This window comes from Bryocella sp., from assembly GCF_058498515.1.
This window is the reverse complement of the sequence record NZ_JBMHYI010000064.1, coordinates 46126-64635: the sequence shown is the minus strand read 5'-3', so window position 1 is coordinate 64635 and position 18510 is coordinate 46126. Positions and strand designations below refer to the sequence as shown.

Annotated in this window: 9 protein-coding genes; 5 read left to right on the top strand and 4 right to left on the bottom strand. The window is 60.1% G+C overall.

Annotated elements, in window-relative coordinates; translation table 11 throughout:
- The first annotated feature begins 2 nt into the window (after nt 1-2).
- The gene (locus tag AC5E6W_RS18935) at nt 3-2063 is read left to right on the top strand and encodes a S9 family peptidase (RefSeq protein ID WP_491753897.1); all 2061 of its coding nucleotides are present in this window, start codon (nt 3-5) and stop codon (nt 2061-2063) included.
- A 35-nt stretch (nt 2064-2098) separates the two neighbouring features.
- On the opposite strand, the gene AC5E6W_RS18930 is transcribed toward AC5E6W_RS18935, so the two are convergent.
- Nucleotides 2099-2668 carry an RNA polymerase sigma factor gene (locus tag AC5E6W_RS18930; protein ID WP_491753896.1) on the bottom strand — a complete coding sequence of 190 codons (570 nt, stop codon included), beginning with the start codon at nt 2666-2668 and terminating at the stop codon, nt 2099-2101.
- A gap of 241 nt (nt 2669-2909) precedes the next feature.
- Here AC5E6W_RS18930 and AC5E6W_RS18925 point away from each other — a divergent pair, with 241 nt between their 5' ends.
- The gene (locus AC5E6W_RS18925) at nt 2910-6239 is read left to right on the top strand and encodes an amidohydrolase family protein (protein ID WP_491753895.1); all 3330 of its coding nucleotides are present in this window, start codon (nt 2910-2912) and stop codon (nt 6237-6239) included.
- Nucleotides 6240-6430: 191 nt separating this feature from the next.
- Here the strand turns inward: AC5E6W_RS18925 and AC5E6W_RS18920 are convergent, their stop codons facing one another.
- Entirely contained in the window at nt 6431-8836 is a 2406-nt protein-coding gene (locus tag AC5E6W_RS18920) for an alpha/beta hydrolase family protein (RefSeq protein ID WP_491753894.1), read from the bottom strand.
- Between the two features lie 304 nt (nt 8837-9140).
- Nucleotides 9141-10343 carry a mechanosensitive ion channel family protein gene (locus AC5E6W_RS18915; protein WP_491753893.1) on the bottom strand — a complete coding sequence of 401 codons (1203 nt, stop codon included), beginning with the start codon at nt 10341-10343 and terminating at the stop codon, nt 9141-9143.
- 115 nt (nt 10344-10458) lie between these two features.
- Here AC5E6W_RS18915 and AC5E6W_RS18910 point away from each other — a divergent pair, with 115 nt between their 5' ends.
- On the top strand, nt 10459-11037 hold the full coding sequence (locus tag AC5E6W_RS18910; RefSeq protein WP_491753892.1) for a diguanylate cyclase: 579 nt from the start codon (nt 10459-10461) through the stop codon (nt 11035-11037).
- Nucleotides 11038-11431: 394 nt separating this feature from the next.
- Here AC5E6W_RS18910 and AC5E6W_RS18905 read toward each other — a convergent pair whose 3' ends face one another.
- Nucleotides 11432-12766, bottom strand: a complete 1335-nt coding sequence (locus AC5E6W_RS18905; protein WP_491753891.1) for a hypothetical protein — start codon at nt 12764-12766, stop codon at nt 11432-11434.
- Between the two features lie 869 nt (nt 12767-13635).
- On the opposite strand from AC5E6W_RS18905, the gene AC5E6W_RS18900 reads away from it, so the two are divergent.
- Both AC5E6W_RS18900 and AC5E6W_RS18895 read left to right on the top strand, forming a co-directional pair.
- Nucleotides 13636-16746, top strand: coding sequence for a TonB-dependent receptor (locus AC5E6W_RS18900; protein ID WP_491753890.1), 3111 nt, complete (start codon nt 13636-13638; stop codon nt 16744-16746).
- Between the two features lie 151 nt (nt 16747-16897).
- Nucleotides 16898-18442, top strand: coding sequence for a S10 family peptidase (locus AC5E6W_RS18895; protein WP_491753889.1), 1545 nt, complete (start codon nt 16898-16900; stop codon nt 18440-18442).
- Nucleotides 18443-18510 lie beyond the last annotated feature (68 nt).

Genomic DNA, 18510 nt, shown 5'->3' with positions numbered 1-18510 from the left:
GTATGAATCGTCGTCCCTTGTGTGTTGGCGTAGCTGCTTTGCTTGTCGCAACGTCCTCCGTTATTGCCCAGATCACTCCGAAAGACATCATCAGCCTGCGCAAGGTCGCCGATGTTCAGATGACGCCCGACGGATCGACCATCGCTTACACCGTCTCTACCCCCGCCCCGGATAATACTCAGAAGAGCACGCATATCTGGATCACCTCGACGTCTGCTCCGGGAAAGGCGCATATCCTGACGCTCAGCGAAGCCACGGAGACCTCGCCGAGGTTCTCACCTGACGGGAAGACTCTCGCATTCCTCTCCGATCGCAAGAACCCCATCACGCTCAGTTCCACCAGTCCGTTTCCGTTCCACCTCACTGGCGTGGAGAGCCGCCCCGAACTGGTGGAAGCTCTCAACAAGCCAGCGTCTCCGGCTGATGGCAAGGACAAGCCGACGAACCAGATCTGGATCATGCCGCTGGCCGGCGGTGAAGCTACGCCTCTTACCGGCATCCCGGGGGCGGTGAAGGCCTTCAGCTGGTCTCCGGATGGTAAGACGATCGCGTTCATCCGTCAGGACGAGGACTCGAAGGCGCTCCATGACAAGAAGGAGCGGAAGGATGATTCCTATGTCGTCGATAGCGACTATCGATTCGGCCGCATCTATCTTTACGATCTTGCAAGCCATACGGCTCGCCTTCTCACGACTGGGGAGCGCAATATCGACAACATCGACTGGTCGCCGGACGGCACAAAAATCGTTGCTCGCATCTCGCCGACTCCGCGAATCAATGACTACTGGCGCGTATCGAAGATCCAGATTCTGAGCTCGGCCACCGGCGAGGTAGAGAAGACAGTATGTGAACACGCGTCCTCCGCGGGCGTGCATTGGTCGCACGACGGGGATCACCTTACCTATAGCCGCGAGACCGAGAAGGGCATCACTGGCGTACCGGTGCTGTACAGCCTCTCCAGCGGCAAAGAGGTGGTGGTGGGCAAGAACGTTCCGGCGACGTGGAATACGCTCACCTGGAGCGGCGATGGCTCGCATCTGGTGCTCACCGGGATCGAACGCACGATCGGCGTTGTGGGTGATGTCACCCTTTCTACCGGCGATGTGACGGTGCGATCGGAGAAGAGCTTTGCTCAGCGCAATGTCTCGATGAGCCGCGATGGTTCGATGCTGGCTACGATTGCGGAGACGACCTCGCATCCCGGCGAGGTTTCGATCCTGACGGGGACACAATGGACCACGCTCACTGAGACCAACCCGCAGGTCGCTGGATGGCATCTGGGTGATGTTCGCGAGATGAGTTGGAAAAGCAAGCGAGATGGAAGGACCATCTATGGAGTGCTGCTGTTGCCGACTGACTATCGAACTGGCCAGAAGTACAAGACGCTGGTGCAGCTGCACGGTGGGCCAGAAGGCTCGTGGGACATCGGCTGGCTGGGATCGTGGCATGATTGGGCGCGCCTGCTGACGACCCACGGATATGCGGTGTTTCTGCCCAATCCGCGCGGCTCCGATGGACAGGGCACGGCCTTCACTGAGCTGAATTACCAGGACTGGGGTGGCGGTGATTTTCAGGACGTCATGGATGGTGTCGATGCTGTCGTGGCGCAGGGAATCGCAGATCCGCACGAGCTGGTGGTGGGTGGGTGGAGCTACGGTGGCTTTATGACATCATGGTCCGTGACTCATACGGATCGCTTCAAGGCTGCGATTATGGGCGCGGGGGTGACCGACCTCTTCTCCATGGCGACGACGACGGATATCGCACCGGACTTCCTCGGGGGGTACCTTGGCGCATTCGATACGGGGCACGCCATGTATGATGCGCACTCCCCGATGCGCTCCATCAATGAATGCCATACTCCGACGCTCGTGATCCACGGTGATGCCGACGAACGCGTGCCTACCTTCCAGGGGCAGGAGTTCTACAACGCGCTTCGCTTCATGGGGCGTGAGACCCAGATGGTTCGCTATCCACGTGAGCCGCACGTCTTCGCGGAGATGGACCACCAGATCGACCTGCTGACACGCGTGCTGGCCTGGTACGACTCCCATCTGCAATAACGATGCGGGGCGGGCTGAACGTGAGGTCCGCCCCTTTATCGCTTCTTCAGCAAGATCTCCCGTAGCTTGCGCATGCCGCGGTAGTAGTGGTGGCGCACATTGCCCTCGCTCTGATTCAAGCGTTGCGCGACATCCTCGAAGGTGAGTCCTTCGAGGAAAGTCAACTTGAGAGTCTCGCGCTGCGGCTCGGTGAGATGAGTGAGGGCCTGGTGAATGGCGTGGCCTGCCTCGCTGGGCAACAAGTTGCGCGAGGTGGCATGCAGTGCCTCCTGCAGCACCTGCCGATCGATCAAATCGATCGCGTGCTGCTGGTAGTACCCCCGCGACTGCAGGGACTTCTTGTGATTGATGCTGCGATGATACGCATACTGCATGAGCCACGTACGGAACGATCCCCGCGAGGCGTCATAGAGGTGGAATGCGCGCGAGATGTCCCAGAACACGGTCTGGGCCGCATCCTCTGCCTCTTCGTGATTGCGCAGGATACGATTGGCGACCTTGAGAACCTGGGGATAATGCCGATTGAAGAGAGCGGAGTATGCTGCATCCACGCCGTCGCGAACCCGGTTGATGAGGTCCTCATCGGACAGAACATCCAGGTGCAAGAGCGTCTCCGCCGTTCTTGATTCGACGATAACTTTGGTTCGCAATCGCCTCTCGCTGAAACAGGAGCTGGGTTCAGGGCAGTCGGTCTTGCTCAACAGGGTATCTTTCCAACTTACCACCTTGACTCCCCGAACGCCCCATTTTGCGCGCCGGGAAAAGTTGTTCCCACGGTTGGTACATTCCGCCGTCCTGAGCTGCATAGGAACATACACAGCATCAGCTTCATGCGGGGGAGAGAGTTTGACACATCGGATACGGCTGTTCCTTCATCGCCGCGCGGCCATTGCCGCCGGGATCATCGTCTTCAGCATCGGCTCTGCGTGGTCGCAGGCGGCACAGAAATCCGATGAGCCTGCGCCGCTGACGCTCGCTTCCACACGGTCGATCGATTTTTCAACGACGGAAGGAACGTGGATCTCGCTCGACCTCTCTCCCGATGGAAAGACGATCGTCTTTGAGCTGCTGGGTGATCTTTACACGCTGCCAGCGAGCGGTGGCGCCGCGAAGCCGCTCATGACCGGTATGGCGTATGACAGCCAGCCACGCTACTCTCCGGACGGCAGAAAGCTCGTCTTCCTCAGCGACCGGACCGGGGCGGACAATCTCTGGATCTCGGATGCGGACGGTTCGCACCCCTATGCGCTGACGAAAGAGAAGCACACCGACTGGATCTCCCCGGAGTGGACCCCGGATGGACGCTTCATCCTGGCTGAGCGCGGTTCGGATGTCTTCGGTGGCCGCGAGCTGTGGATGTATGACATCAACGGCGGCGCTGGCATCCAGATCACCAAGGCATCGCCCGCGCCCAAGACACCGAGCGACCGCCAGGTCAACGTCGCCGGCGCTGTTTCTTCCCCCGATGGCAGATACCTGTACTACAGCCAGCGGAATGGCCTGTTCGGATATAACGCGAAGTTCCCGCTATGGCAGATCATCCGGCGCGACACCACAAACGGGATGGATGACACCATTACCGCGCAGGTGGGTAGTGCGATTCGTCCGCGTATCTCGCCCGATGGGCGATGGCTGGTCTACGGGACGCGCGAAGATGTGAAGACGGGGCTGCTTGCGCGGGATCTGCATACCGGCGCCGAGCACTGGGTGCGCTATGGCCTGGACCGCGATGACCAGGAAGGCATCGCCGCGAGGGACCTGCTTCCCGGTTATGCCTTCACTCCGGATAGCAAGTCCATCGTTATCTCGTATGGAGGCCACATCCATCGGGTGGATGTGGCGTCAGGAAACGCGGTCGATATCCCCTTCACCGCAGAGGTCAAGCAGCCCCTGGGCCCGCTGGTCCACTCAGAACATCGCGTGGAAGGAGGTCAGGTCGTCGCGCGCATCGCATCGGATCCCGTGCTTTCGCCTGATGGGGAGCATGTCGCATTTTCCGCACTCGCCCATCTGTGGGTGTCATCCATCGCAGGAGGCGCGCCGCAGAGGCTGACCAAGTCCGACGACGCCGAGTTTCAACCCGCCTGGTCACCCGATGGAAAGACCATCGCCTACGTGACGTGGGATGCGATCAGCGGAGGCGCGATCTGGAAGATGGCCGCCGACGGATCAGGCGAGCCCACACGCCTTACGACCGTGGCGGGGTACTATCGCCAGCCGGTGTGGTCGCCGGATGGTGCCCAGGTCTTCGCGGTGCGCTCCTCGGTGGAGGACAGGCGTCTCCGGCGCCTGGAGACGCAGTTCAACCCTGATGAGGTGCTCGTTGGCGATGACATCGTTCGAGTGCCATCCTCCGGAGGCGACTTCCAACGGGTGGCTCCTGCACGTGGTGCCTCACGTCCGCAGTTCGTCGCAGGCTTCGATAGGCTCTTCCTTGATTCAGGAAAGGGCCTCGTGTCGATGCGCATGGATGGCTCCGACCCTCAAGAGTTGATCGTCTTCAAGGGCAAAGATGTGCAGGGCAAGCATGATCCTGTCGTCGCGCGTGACGTCGCTATCAGTCCAGACCACAGCTCTGTTCTCAGCCTCATCAACCATCAGGTGTGGCTCTTCAAGCTGCCTCAGGTCGGTGGCCCCGCGATAGAAGTCGATATCGATAAGCCCAGCATCGCGGGCAAACGCCTCACCGTTGATGGCGCAGACTCCCTGTCGTGGTCACCGAAGGGAGATCAGATCCTGTGGACCATCGGCGCTACACTCTTCCGCATACCGCTTGCGAAGGTCGAGTCTGCGATAGCGACAGATCTGATCCCCGTAGCTCCTTCCACGCCCCCGGCACCGCCAACTGATGCGGCTACGCAGGCTGCGGCGCTGAAGCCCACCGAGATGCCCTTGCACGTCGAGGAGCCTCGCCTGGTGCCTGAAGGCTCCGTTGTTCTGCGCGGCGCAACGGTCATCACGATGAAGGGCGATGAGGTTCTGCAGCACGCAGACATCGTCATCACCGGCGATCGTATCGTGGAAATCGGAACCCAGGGCAAGGTCTCCGTGCCTGCCGGAGCTAAGGTACTCAACGTCGTAGGTAAAACCATCATGCCCGGCATCATTGATGCGCACGCACATTTCACACCTCTACGCCGCGGCCTCCTTGAACTCAACAGTTGGCCCATGGAGGCCAACCTTGCCTACGGTGTCACGGCCACGCGCGATCCCCAGACCTTCTCCACCGATATCTTCGCCTATCAGGACCTCGCCGATACGGGCCGCGTCCTTGGGCCCCGAGCTTATTCGACCGGTCCCGGCATCTTCGCCGAGAACGATCTGCATTCGCTCGACGATGCGCGTCACGTGATTGAGCGCTACACGCGCTACTATCGCACGCACCTGCTCAAGAGCTACGAGGTCGGCAACCGCCAGCAGCGTGAATGGATGGTGCAGGCCTCTGCCGAACTGCACGCGATGCCTACGACCGAGGGCGGTCTCGATACAAAGATGGACATGAGCCAGGTCATCGATGGCTTCACGGGGAACGAGCACAACCTCCCGCAGACCCCGCTGTACAACGACATCGTTCAGTTGCAGGCGAAGTCGGGTACCAGCTACACGCCGACGCTGGTCGTTGCCTATGGCGGCCCTACAGCGACCGAGTACTTCGTCGAGCACACGGACCTGTTCAACGATAAGAAGCTGAGGCACTTCACGCCGCCGCTCATCCTTCACATGGACGCCGAACGAGCCCAGTGGGTCCGTGACCCTGAGTACATCTTCCCGCAGCAGGCTGCCGATGCCGCGAAGATCCTGCGTGCGGGAGGGCTGGTGAATCTAGGAGGTCACGGGCAGATGCAGGGCATTCAATGCCAGTGGGAGATGTGGGCCTTTTCCATGGGTGGCATGACCCCGCTCGAAGTCATTCGCGTCGCGACGCTCAACGGCGCCAAGGCCATCGGTTTCGACAAGGACCTTGGCTCGCTCGAGGTTAGCAAGCTGGCTGACCTGATCGTTCTCGACAAGAGTCCGCTGCGGGACATCCACAACACGAACTCGATCCACTGGGTGATGCGTGGAGGCATACTTTACGACGGCGATACCCTCAACGAGGTCTATCCCAAGGCCACGGTGCATCCCGAGTCCTGGTGGCAGAAGGATGATGAAGCCCGGGCTGCCAGCGCGAAGTAAACCGGATGAAAGTGTAACAGAATGGAAGAAAGGCGCTCCTTTATAGGAGCGCCTTTCCTTTTGCGAATGGGAAAGGTTTAGAGCATTTCCCCAATTGCCGGGTATCCCGAAAGAGGCTTGCAGTGGCGTTTTCATGGGGAGGAAACGCCCATGGGAATCAAACCTCTCCTATACACCTATAGGAAAATGCTCTAGCGACTGGCCGGCGCGTTCTTCACGTAGGTATCGAGCCACGCTTTCGTCTCCGCGATGACAGTTTCGAGTGATTCACGTGCAGCATAGACATGCGCCTCCAGCGGCAGCGACACGAATCGTACGGTGGCTCCGTTGCCCTTCAGCGCGGCATAGAAGCGATCGCTCTGGATGGGGAAGGTTCCCTGATTGTCATCGGCGGCTCCATGGAAGAGCAGGATCGGCGTCTTGATTCTGTCCGCAAAGGAGAAGGGTGACATGTCATAGTAGAGCTTCGACACCTGCCAGTAGACACGTTCTTCGCGCTGGAATCCGAACGGCGTCAACGTACGGTTGTAGGCGCCGCTCATCGAGATGCCAGTTTTGAACAGGTTGCTGTGTGCCAGCAGGTCCGATGTCATGAATGCTCCATAGGAGTGCCCGATCACGGCCACACGATTCGGATCGACCACACCCAGCCTGCGGCCTTCGTCGACGGCTGCCTGCGCTCCGGCAACGATCTGCTCCACATAGGTGTCGTTCGGCTCCTCCTTCCCCTGGCCTACGATCGGGATGGCGGTGTTCTGCATCACGGCGTAGCCCTGGGTCGTGAACAGGATTGGGATGGTTGTGAAGGTGTAGCGTGGGAACATGTACTCGGAACCTGTGACCTGACCCGCAGCGTCGCGGCTCTTGTACTCCACCGGATACGCATGCATCAGCGTGGGCAGGGGGTCGTCGGCTGTCTTGTACCCGGGCGGCAGATACAGATCTGCGCTCAGCTCTACACCGTCCTTACGCTTGTAGTGCAGGACCTTCTTCTCCGGCAATGGAATATTGCCGTACGGATTCGCGAAGGCCGTGAGTTGCTTCCAGTCATTTGCGGGAAGCGTCGTCAGGAAGTAGTTCGGCGGCATGGTCGGGCTCTCGCGCCGCACCAGGAACGTCGAAGCCTCTACCCGCGCATAGGGAAAATCGTACATCTTGTCCGCGGACCTCCACATCTCTGTCCGCTTGCCGGTGTCGAGGTTGACGCTGCTGATGAACGGATGATCGCCCCGGGGCGTGGACCCAACTCCCGTGAAATATGCGCTGGTGCCATCTTCAGTGAGATCGAGCACCGGGGCGCCAGACGCGTTTACATGGCTCAGCGGCAGGCCGGGATCTGCGTAGTGGTCCTCCAGCGATACGGAGATCACATCGTGCGTGTCACCGGTTGAAGGATTGATTGCCGTGAACCGAAGCTCGCGATCCTTGTGCCACTCCTGTTGGGCCAGAGCCACGTGGTCGTTGCCCCAGGTGATGCCCACGTCTCCCTTCAGGTAGGTCACTTCGATGACGCGCAGAGGCAGCGCGGCGATCTTCTTTGGCTCTCCCCGGAACGGAGCATCCAGGGTATAGATGGCGTCGCGGACCGAAGCCTTGTTCTTCGGATCGCCGCCATCCTCGGCATAGACCCAGCTCACCGTGGCCGGGGCGTCCGAGCGCCAGCCGTAACCGCGAGCACCAGGTTCTACGGCGTCGAAGGAGATCGGGATCGCATCGGACATGGGCTTGTCGCCCAGCAGCTTGACCTGCTGCCCGGTGCTCGTCTCCACGATGGTGGAGAGAAGCGGGAAGTTATGTACCGGGATCAGGTAGGAGAAAGGCCGGTGCCTCGCTTCAAGGAGGACATACCTGCCGTTGGGGGAGGGTGTCGCCTTCTCGTAGAGCGCCGGCCTGGCGAGTGCACGCGTGGCACCGGTGAGAGTAATGACCGTGGGGACGGAGCTCGCGTAGTACTCGAAGATCCTCTCTTCCAGCGGCGTTTGCAGCATATCCTCATTGGTGCGGGCAGGTGTCACGCGGCCAAGGTTTTGTTGAATCGCAGGCCCTGTCGGTACGCCACCCTCCTTCGGTGCGGCGCCGGGATTCGCCGGAATTGCAAGGCACACGACCTTCTTGCTATCGCTGACCCACATGCAGGGCTTGTTCAGAATGGCATTGAGCTTTATGCCCGGGACAAACATTGCATGGGCCGTGACGGCATCGACGATCCATAGACTGAGGCCCGCGGTCGTGGCCGCGACGGCCACCAGCTTCCTCCCGTCGGGAGACCAGTCAGCTTCGATCAGCTTTGCCTCCGCGGGGAAGCCTGTTACGGCAACTTCCTTGCCGTCGGGCAGGGCCTTTAGTTTCAACGAAAGATACTTCACCTGCCTGCGGCCGAGGAACCGCATCTCCGGATTGAAACGCAGACCGGCCAGGCGGTACTCGGGCTGCGCCAGGTCCTGGATGGTAGGAAGGCCCGCCGGCTGAAGGATGGCCAGCCGGCGCGGACCTGGAGCGGAAGGTGAGAGTGAGACAGTGGGGGTATGGTCGGCTTCCAGCATCGCGGTCATCACGGCAGGGGCCTTCTCATAGCCGGGTGTCTGAGACCAGGACATGGCACACATTGCTAATGCCCCGAGCAGGGGGTAGATCCTTCTCATGTAGAGTTCTCCTTCCTCTATGTGCAGCAGGCCGGAGAACTTTGTGCCAACCGGTTGCCTCATTCAGAAAGAAATATTGAGACCATGCGCCACCGCAGCTGACCCCAAAACCCAAAGCTAATCCAAGTGGAACTTGAGGATTTGAGACACACTCTCCTGCACATCCCGGATCGCGTGCTGAGGGGTGACGCGGCAGCGTCCTTGGATGGCGTGTGCACTTCGTGGGACAGGCCTCCGCATCCAGCCCGCAGAGCACTTGTTACTTGCTGGAAAGTCCAGGCTGGCGTAGGACCTCAAGCACCTTCTGGAAGAGCTTGTTACGCATCTCCGCGCGTTCCGAGGCTCGCGTGACATACCGTACAAACACGTCCACGCCGGAGGCTGAGGGGCGTACATTGACGGTGGCTTTTGCAGTGAACTGTCCCAGTCCATCGGACCGCGAGCCGCGTTTCCACTCCTGCTCGGCTATCTCGGCGTCCTTTTCGGTCGCCTCGATCACTGTTTTATGGATATCTTCGACCATGGCGTATGTATCTTCGCCTGACGGAACACTCACCGAGAGCTCATCCCACATCCACTGGCCGGAGGTCGAGAAGTTGAAGAACTGCCCTCGGATCGCGAAGCTGTTGATGAAGGTCACGCGGCGTCCCGTGGGGTGCCCGGTATCGGTCCAGTTGCCGGTTTCTAGCAGCGTGGTGCGGAAGAGCCCGATCTCCGTCACCTCGCCGCCGACGCCATTGATCTCCACCCAGTCGCCAACGTGGATGCCATGCTTGCCCATGAGCACGAACAAGCCGAAGAACGCGAGGATGAAGTCCTGCAGGACCACTGTGAGGCCGGCCGTGGCGAGGCCCAGGATCGTGGGCATCTGCTGTGGGGAGCCGAAGACGGCCAGCGCCATCAGCAGCCCCCCCAGGATCTGCAGCGAGAGCCGTGACATCGCACGCAGCGTCAGCAGCTGGCGGCGGTCGCGGTTTGGCCACGCCATCAACCTGGCCAGTAGGGCATCGCATAGCAGCATCACGATGATAATGACCGCAATCCAGCTGAGCGCCCCGAGGATCAAGTGCATCACGATGCGGTGCTGCAGGAGCACCTGGCTGGCCCACTTGCTGTAGACAGCCGCCAACTGCTGCTCGGTCTGAATGCGGTCGTCGTAGATGCTGAGGAGTTGACGTTGCGCGCTGCGTTCATTGATGGCCGCAAGTCGCGTGGCGTGATCTGAGCTGTCGGGCGTTGTGCCCGCTTGGAGAGTGGCGTTGGTCTTGGCCTGCAAAGCGTTGTGCTCGGAGGTCAGTGTGGAGACATCGGCAAGCGCCTGCTGCTGTGCCTGTTGGATCAGCGTGTGTCGCGAGCGCTGGCTGCTCCATGCTTCGATCAGCGCGGAAAGTGTCCCATAGCGCTTGGCCGAGAGTACTGCGACCTGTTTTCCAGCAGCCTGTCCGCTGTCGTAGCCCTTCATCGCGGCTTCATGATCCTGCAGCTCGCTCTGAATCTGCGCCCGGTCATCTCCAGAGGCTCGTGCTAAGTCTTCCTGTGCATCATCTAACTGGTCCGTGTCGAGTCCAAGCTGCGCTTTGGCGATTTCCAGATCATCCTGCGTATCCTGCACCGAAGAATTGGCTCTCACTGACGGCCTGACCGGCCTTGCAAATCGGCGCGCATTCGATGAGTCAGTGGATCGGGAATGGAAGAGGACGTTGCGGGAAGGATCTCAGATTTCACTTCTTCTGCTTGATATCGATCATTTCAAGGAATTCAATGACCACTACGGGCATCAAGTAGGAGATGACTGCTTACGAGCGGTCGCTGCAGCAGTAAGAGAGGCTGTGCGCGCGACCGACATCGCAGCCCGCTATGGTGGCGAGGAGATCGCCGTCATTCTCCCTTCCACGGACACGGCAGGTGCAATCGCAGTAGCAGAAAAAGTCAGGTTAGCTGTCGAAGCCCTTGAAATCACCCATGAGGACAATCCTGAGGGACGAAACAGAGTCACGGCGAGTGTCGGCGTAGCCACGGCGGTCTCGCGACATGGTGGCACGATGCGAATGCCAGAAAGTCTGCTTCTTGCCGCGGATAACGCACTGTATAAGGCCAAGCGCGAAGGCCGAAACCAGGTGGCCACGTCTCTACTTGTGGCCTTTAGGGAAGTGTGATCAACGATCCCCGTCTCGAATCGATTTCCATTTCTACAACGGAGGGCCTTTGAGCTAAGACGATATTTTGACCCTCGGTTAGAGCGGCGCATGCGCCGCCTCCCAATCTTCCTGCTAAAACAATTTCAGTGACTTAAGACTAATCAGGCAGTGGTCTTCGGGACGCATTGGACCGAACGTTGGACCGCGATTCACGAAGTACTTCAAACCGATTGCGGCTGCCCGGCCGACCGCTCCATCCTCCGTTCCGTCGCTGGTGAGGTGGGAAGCTCGGTGAAGCGCGAATGCCATCGTTACTAAAGCCTGTTATGCATTTGCGGATTGGATAAATTTTGCGGTCATGAGGATCGCGAGGGCGGTGAAGTAGTCGTGCGGATACTCCGGCGGCGTCGCTTTACCAGGCGACTGTCGTCAAGATCTGCGGCGGGCCGCCCATGCCGTTGATGACGTGAGCGGAGAGAATGATCTCCACATTCTTGTCGGTGCCCCACTGCTGGTGTGCCGTCTTCAGGAGCCCCTCGGAGTATTGGGGATTGCGAAGAAAGCGCCCGGCGGCCAGCATACCGGCATCGCCAATGCCGGTGGCGACCAGCAGCCAGTGGCCTGAGTCATGGTCCCGGACACGGCCGACGATGGCGTAGTCGTCCGAGGTCGCCCCATACGGCGTGTTGGTGTTGACTGAGGCCAGAGGGTGACCGGCGTGCTCACGATCTTGGATGGAGACTACTCCCTTTCCGCTGGAGACAATCACATATCGCATCTGGTCCGTCGCTTTCCTGACCCAGAAGTCATTCGATAGGCCCAGGATGATGGAGGGACCGTTCTGAAAGCTCTGGAAGTCCGCCCTTTGGCCGACCCGGAGCACGAAGTGCTTTTTGTGGTCCATCAGGTAAGTGAATGTCGCCATGCCTGCGAACGCGGTTGACTCAGGCATAAGGTCGGCCTTCGTCTCGAAGTCAGCGATGGGCAACTTATCGAGCGTGATGCGTCCGTTATCGGGCGGAACACTTACGGATTCGGAGTAGAGATTCAGCGTTCCCGAGAAATCCAGAATCGGTTCCCACAGACGGTCGAGGACGACGGGACTGGGTGTGCTGGCACGGGCGGCGACTGCTGTAGCGGAGGCCTGCCGCTGCCGGAAAAGCAGGGTGACGAGGCTCGCAAGCAAAAGCAGGATGACAAGGCCGTAGGTCAGGTGAAGCCTAGATCGCTGCAGCCACGAGAGCCGGTTGGGGCGGGGAACGGCCTGGAGTTCGACCGGCCTTCTGGGGGTGGGCATGGGCGTCGGAACCGGTGCCTGACGCAGTTCCTCCGGCACAGCGACGCGTGCCCGGAGTTCGGACTCTGGAGCTGGCAATCTGAACTCGGGGATATAAGAGCCGACCGGAAGATAGATCTGGACCTGGGGGCCAGGGGCCAAATCCTGATAGTAGCGGGCCAGCCGCTTACGCACCTCACCTGCCGTCACGCGAACGATGGGATCATCTGCCGTTATATAGTTCGGCGACCTTCCGAAGAGCTCAATGCCAAGCATCCGCTCTTTGATTCGCTCGGTGTCATCGACGAGCGTTCGCTCGACGATGAAGCGGAGAAAGAGAGGGCAGCGCTTGCTGCTCTTGAAGTGCTTGCTGAGCAGGATGCGATGAAGCTCTTCCTGGATGGCGGCTCGTTCGGATTCCGTGAAGTCGGGGAAAACGGGATTGGTGATGCTACTGGCGCTTCTCACCATGCGGGGTCACTCCCTTACTGCGCTGCCACACCTTCGGATTCGTCCATGTTGCGCAAGAAGAAATTCTTCCCGGCGAATAGGCCACGATGGCGGATCGATGCCGCAGGTTGCTCTAAGTTCCGGGAAGGCTCTGCTGGAGAACGGTAGCGGCTGGGGGCGTCCGGTCAACAGGTGGTCAGGCGGAGTGATGGCCTGGCGACCGCAGGGTGCAGCAGGAGCTGCATCGGTTGAGGGGCGTTTTGCGTGACAATCCGCATGGACCTCATCTTCCCGGAGAGTGATGGCGCTCTCCGCTTCCGTGAACCATTGCTCTTCGCTCTTCGGCTCGAAGGGAGAGCCATCGGCTGAAACATCGTTAGTTCGGCGCGAGGACAAGTTGTTGCTTGCAAGCTGAATCTGGAGACGCAACCGCCATCCCACATGTGGAACTGCCATGCGGTGGCGTGGGGAAGAGCCGTAGATGAGCTAGATAGGCTGTTGTCGAAATCGCGAAAACGACAAAAGCTGTGGTCCCGATAGTAGCACCGCCGGAAGAGCTTGTCGCGCTGAAAAATCATCAGTTTTTTACGTAGCGCGGAGCGACCGCACGGTATCGCCTTTTTCTCGCCACCTCGGGACGAAGTGTGGAACTCGTTGTTGTGGCGGGAGTTCCAGTGCAATACCTGCCAGGGACACCGTAGCGCACCTTGTTGGCCTCTGCACTCCAGCCTAGAGTCGCAACATCGCACAAGCAGGAGCTCTCCATTCGGTGGTTGCCCGTCCCAGTGGCGGCTGCGCCATTCCATTCCTCTCTCGTCCCCCATTTCTGCTCCGGACCCATAAGCCGGAACTGATCACTGAAGTCGTCTTGTTTCTACTTGGAGGTCGTGTTGAACGTACGTTCCCTAATCCGTCCATCTCGTCTTGGAAGCACTCTTGCCCTCCTGCTGGTTTTCCTGGCAGGGGGACACCGGCTTGTTGGTCAGACGACGACTGGCCAGATCAATGGCCAGATCACCGATGCGACTCACTCGGCGATCACTGGCGCCGCTATTAAGGTTGTCAGCGTCAGCACCGGGCATGTCAGCGAGACGAAGACTGACGGCGATGGGTTGTATGTGGTTCCGAGCTTGCCGATCGGGACCTATACCATCTCGGCGACGGGTGCCGGCTTCGGAGAAGCGGTCGCTACCGTGACGCTCAACGTCGACCAGAACCTGCGCCTGAATCTGACGCTCGAAGTTGGGGTACGCACAGAGGATGTGACGGTCTCCGCTGGAGCCCAGGCGCTGGAGACTTCCAACGCCTCCATCAGCGGCACATTCCAGACCAAGCAGATTGCCGACCTGCCGATCAACGGGCGTGATTATGGTCGGTTCAGCCTGCTGACGCCGGGCGCCGTGCTGCGCACCAGCCAGATCGCCGACATCACCTTCAACGGTATGCAGTCGACGAACAATCAGTTCACGATCGACGGCATCGACGCCACCCGCGTGGACGGAGCCTACATGGCGAACGGATCAGAGCGTGGCGCACGTTTGCTGACGGGCAGCCTCGACACGATCGCGGAGTTCAAGACGCTCTCCAGCAACTACACCGCGGATTATGGGAGGGCCTCCGGCGGCATCGTCAACATCGTCACCAAGTCCGGCGGGAATACCTTCCATGGGGGGGCCTACGACTACTTCCGCAACGACTACATGGATGCGAAGAACTACTTCCAGCAGCCGGGCACTCCCGCTCCGAAGCGCTTCAATGACTTTGGTGGGAACGTTAGTGGCCCGGTCCTGCACGACAAGATGTTCTTCTTTGCGAACTACGAGGCTACGCGCCAGTCTATCGGTATCGTCGGCTCGGGCACTGAGCTGAGTCCGGCTAAGGTCGCCAGCCTAGAGGCGACGCAGCCTGCGCTCACCCCGATCCTGCAGGCGATGCCCACGTCGAGCACCGTGTCGAACTACATCCACGGCGTGACGCTGAGCCCAACAACGGATCCGAACGTCGTGACGGCAAACTTCATGGCTACGAACCACGTTCGCGAGAACCTGGGCAGCCTGCGCCTGGACAACATCTGGGGTTCGAAGGACACGTCGTTCATTCGCTACAACACCAACTACTCCATCGTGAACGGCCCTCTGATCACGGTCTATCCGACCGCCTTCGGCATCAACGATCATCAGCTCGTGCCATCGAACACGACCAACGTTGCCGTAAGCGAGACTCACATCTTCTCGCCCACCCTGCTGAACAACTTCCTGGCCGGCATCCAGCAGTACATCACCGCGTTCGACGAGGCGGAGACGCTGCCGACGATCACCATCGGCGGCCTCAACTTCTCGCCCGGCAATCGTGGCCTCTATGGACGCGAGCCGAAGGACATCCAGTACTCGGACTCCGTTACGTGGGTGAAGGGCAAGCACACGCTCAAGTTCGGCGTGGGGGTGTGGACACTGTTTGAGCCGTTCCACGGCTATATCAGCGCTCCCTCCGTCAGCTTTGCTTCGCTCACGGCCTTCTATAACAACCAGGTCAACAGCGCCTCGATCACTGCTATCTTCCCAAACAACACGACGAGGATGAACCAGGTGGGCACCTTCGCCGCCGACACATGGCAGCTTCGCCCGAACTTTACGGTAAGCCTCGGCATGCGTTGGGACTGGAACCAGGTGCCTCACGACGAGACCGCCGCGTCTGTGTGGGCGCAGTCGACCAACTCGCTCACGACGCCCGGGAGCCCGTACTTCAATGGCTACTACAAGAACTTCCAACCTCGTGTCGCTGTGGCTTGGTCGCCCACAGCCAAGATCGTCGCCCGGGCCGGCTATGGCGTCTACAACGAAGCCTTCCAGATCGGGAGCTTCTATAACGAGATCACCAACACGACTCCTGGAACCACAACCCTGAGCAGCGCCAACATTCCAGGCCTCTCGTATCCAGTGACGCCGTACTTGAACTCTGCGTCTACGGCACTTCCGAGCGTCAGTGGCTTCCAACCCACGCCCCGCAACCCGCTGAACAATCAGTGGTCGGCGAGCATCGGCGCTGAGGTTGGGCCGAAGACGACGGCGTCGATCGCCTACGTGGGGAATCACGCCACGCGGTTGTCAGTGCCGGAAGGGATCAACTACGTGAACCCTGTCACCGGCGTTCGTCCCTACCCGAGCTACTCGAACATCACCGTCACCACCTGGGCAGGCGAGTCCAATTACAACGCCATGCAGATAGAAGTGAAGCAGGCCGTGGCCCAGGGCCTTACGGGGACTGTTGACTACAGCTTCGCGCACGCTCTGGCCAACCAGAACGATGGTGGCCTTTACTCGCAGAACCCGCAGCAGTCCTTCAACCTTGCTGCAGAGTATGGCAATGCGAGCAATGATGTCCGCCACAACCTCGCCCTCAACGTCCTCTACCAGCTTCCTTTCGGGGCTGGTAAGCCTTTCTTCGGGGGCGCGCCGCCGGTGGTCCGTTCGCTTATTGGCGGATGGAGCCTCTCCGGTCTGAGCATCATCCACTCCGGCGTAGCGTCCACGGTCTACCAGAGCAGCAGCACGTACGGAAACGGTGACACCACGAATCAGCGTCCCAATCGCGTGGCCGGAGTAGGCATCTACACCACCAGCCACTCGAAGACGACTGCCAACGCGGTGCCGTGGCTGAACTTCAATGCCTTCGCTCTGCCGCAGGCAGCAGTCGCTCCAGTCGGCGGTGCGGGCGGCATCCCTGGCCAGTTCGGTAACTCGCCTGTCGGTCTCTTCTACGGTCCGAAGTTCGCGCAGTTGGACGTTTCGGCTACCAAGGAGACTCCGATCGGAGAGCATGCCCGGTTCCAGCTTCGCGGGGAGTTCTTCAACATCTTGAACCATCCGAATCTGGCGGCTCCCTCGGCCACCTACTCTTCGGCCGGCTCAGCGACCTTCGGCCAGATCACCTCCACTGTCGGCAGCAGCATCGGCTTCGGCACGGCCCGGCAGATCCAGGTCTCCGGCAAGATACTGTTCTAACGCTGCCAGGCCCCGAATAGGAACGGCGGTCACCCCGCCGGCTCGCAAAACGTGTGAGCCGGCGCGGAAGCCCGTTCGATCTTTCCATCAACCTTCTTGTCGCGCTATACCCGGCGCTCCACCCCATGCACTTCCACTCCGAGGATCAACGATGAAGGCTCTCTCTCTGTTGGCTGCAGTGCTCCTGCTGCCTGCGCCGTTCTATGCCCAGGCTGTTGATAAGCCCTCGGCTTCTGAGCCGCATGAGAAAAGCGATGCTGTGAACGTCGCAGCTCTGGAGGCTGTGGTCACCACGCACCACACCCTGAAGCTGGGCGGTAAGGAGCTCGCATACACGGCGACGGTCGGCAACATCGTCATCTACAACGAGAAGAATGAGCCGTACCATGTGATGTCCTATCGGGCCTACATGCTAGATGGCGCGGAGGAAGCGAAGCGGGCTGTCACCTTCATCTATAACGGAGGGCCCGGCGGAAGCACGGCGACGTTGAACATCGGATCGTTCGCGCCCGTACGCGTCATCACGAAGAGCCCGGATCCCTCAGGCCCTCCGCCGTATCAGCTCGTCCAGAACGAGTACACGTTGCTTGACCAGACGGACATGGTCTTCATCGATGCACCCTCTACCGGCTTCGGCCACCCTATCGGGAAGGGGACTATCAAGGACATTGCGGGAGTTGACCAGGACGTTGCCGCGTTCGACGCCTTCATCCGGCGCTACATTACGGTCAACAATCGCTGGAACAGCCCGAAGTTTCTCTTCGGTGAGTCCTACGGCACGCCGCGCTCGGCCGCGCTTGCCGCCACGCTGCAGGCTCACGGTGTCGAGTGCAACGGCGTCATCCTGCTGTCGTCGATCCTGAACTATAACTGGCGCGCCTCGGGGTTGGTGAACACCTACTTTGGCTACCTCCCAACGTACGCTGCGATTGCTCGGTATTACAAGCTTGCGGGTCAGGACGCGCCAAGCACGGAAGCCTTTGTCAACGAGGCGCGAACATTCGCGCTGACGGAGTATGTCGAAGGCCTACTGCAGGGCAACCGCCTCAGTGAACAGCAGGTCGACCAACTTGCACAGAAGATCAGCCACTTCACGGGGCTCGATGTCGACTACATCAAACGGTCGAACCTGAAGATCGATCCGGTGCGCTTCCGCCGCGAGCTGCTTCGCAAGCAGGGCAAGGTGATTGGCCGCTTCGATGGGCGCTTCGCCCAGTTCGAGGCTGACGCGGTCGGCAGCGACGCGAGCTTCGATCCCACCAACGCGGGCATGAGCGGGGCTTACGCTTCGGGCTTCCGCGAGTACCTGCAGAAGGACCTCAACAAGTCAACTGCGGACTTTGCTCCCTCTGCTCCAGTAGCGAACATCTGGGACTGGAACCACAAGAACCTTTCGACGTATCTGCAGCCGGAGGCGCAGGAGCACGAGCCAGACACGGCTGCCGACCTCGGCGAGGCGATGCGGCGCAACCCCGGGTTGAAGGTGTTCTCCGCGAACGGGCTCTATGACCTGGCCACGCCTTTCACCGCGACGGAGATTGCGCTGGAGGGGCTTCCGTTGAGCCGCGAGCGACAGCAGAACATCAGCTTCGGCTATTACCCGGCTGGCCACATGGTCTATCTCAATGTCGAGGCGCTGAAGAGCTTCCGCGCCGATCTGCGCAAGTTCTACGACGCAGCCACGGCGAACCAATAACCCTGCGCACAGCGAGCGCGACAAGCTGCGCCTGCAACCACCCACTCCCAGGAACGGCACTGAAGGCT

What these genes read in the sequence shown, in the direction of transcription:
- AC5E6W_RS18915 (WP_491753893.1), bottom strand. Translation starts at nt 10,343, where the DNA reads ATGAAGGGCTACGACAGCGGACAGGCTGCTGGAAAACAGGTCGCAGTA.
- AC5E6W_RS18905 (WP_491753891.1), bottom strand. Translation starts at nt 12,766, where the DNA reads ATGGTGAGAAGCGCCAGTAGCATCACCAATCCCGTTTTCCCCGACTTC.
- AC5E6W_RS18935 (WP_491753897.1), top strand. Translation starts at nt 3, where the DNA reads ATGAATCGTCGTCCCTTGTGTGTTGGCGTAGCTGCTTTGCTTGTCGCA.
- AC5E6W_RS18920 (WP_491753894.1), bottom strand. Translation starts at nt 8,836, where the DNA reads ATGTCCTGGTCTCAGACACCCGGCTATGAGAAGGCCCCTGCCGTGATG.
- AC5E6W_RS18895 (WP_491753889.1), top strand. Translation starts at nt 16,898, where the DNA reads ATGAAGGCTCTCTCTCTGTTGGCTGCAGTGCTCCTGCTGCCTGCGCCG.